At 44.0% G+C, this 1,229-nt stretch carries 1 protein-coding gene; it reads left to right on the top strand.

Annotated features, from left to right (window positions below; translation table 11 throughout):
- Positions 1–1,229, top strand: a 1,229-nt coding sequence (locus R7P67_RS25065; RefSeq protein WP_318086352.1) for a phosphoglucomutase/phosphomannomutase family protein, incomplete at both ends; no start/stop codon positions are given.

Here is a 1,229-nt window from a genome sequence, read left to right as displayed (position 1 = left end):
AGAATTTACTAAAGATAATGTTCGTTTGGTTGCTCAGGCAGTAGCAAACATCACTAACAGAGAATCAGTGGCAGATCGTGGCTTTGTCATTGGCTATGACCGACGTTTTCTGTCTGATAAAGCGGGCCGTTGGTTTGCCGAAGTTTTAGCGGCAAATGGCATTGTAGTTAGCTTTATCGATAAGTTTGTTCCAACACCAATCGTGATGTTCAAAGCAAAAGAGATGGGCTGTGCATACTCAGCGTGCATCACCGCATCGCATAACCCTGCAGATTACAATGGCATCAAAGTCTTCATTGAAGGTGGTCGTGATGCAGATGAAATCATTACCGAGAAAATTGAAACTCAAATTTCCGCACTTACCGCACAAGATGTGAAAAGTGTCGATTTTGATCAAGCGGTTGAAGACAAGTTGATTGAAATCATCAACCCGATGAACGAGTTTGTTGATTCAATCATCGACTTTATCGACATTGAAGCAATCAAAAAAGCCAACCTTCGTGTGCTGATTGACCCGATGTTTGGTGTCGCGAAAAACGCACTACAAACCGTCCTAATCAACGGCCGCTGTGAAGTAGACGTGATCAACGACGGAAAAAACCCAGACTTCGGCGGTTTAATGCCTTCTCCAAGTGCTGCGACCCTGTACCGCTTGATGCACCTTGTCGAGCAAGAAGGCTACGACATCGGTATTGGGACTGACGGCGATGCAGACCGTCTTGGTATCATCGATGAGAAAGGCAACTTCATTCATCCAAATGAAGTGCTGATTCTTCTGTATTACTACCTATTGAAATACAAAGGTTGGAAAGGCTCAGTCGTACGTAACATCGCAACAACACACCTATTAGACAAAATCGCCGAAGATCACGGTGAGAAATGTTTTGAGGTTCCAGTTGGCTTCAAACACATCAGCTCGCAAATGGAAGCAGATGACTCACTGATTGGTGGAGAAAGCTCTGGTGGTTTAACTATTCGCGGTCATATCAAAGGTAAAGATGGTGTGTTCGCATCGAGCTTACTGGTTGAAATGATCTCGGTAACGGGCAAAAAGTTGTCTGAGCTACTGGATGAAATCTATGGCAAGTACGGCTACGCGTACATGGCAGAAGGTGATTGCAAATTCAAACCAGCGCAAAAAGAAGTCCTATTCAACAAGATATATGTTGAAAAACAACTGCCTGAGTTTGAGTTCGATATTGAAAAAGTCAGCTACGAAGATGGCGCGA

It is taken from the genome of Vibrio sp. Vb0937 (assembly GCF_033338855.1).
Note: the sequence above shows the minus strand (reverse complement) of the source record. Positions and strands in the feature narration are given on the sequence as shown.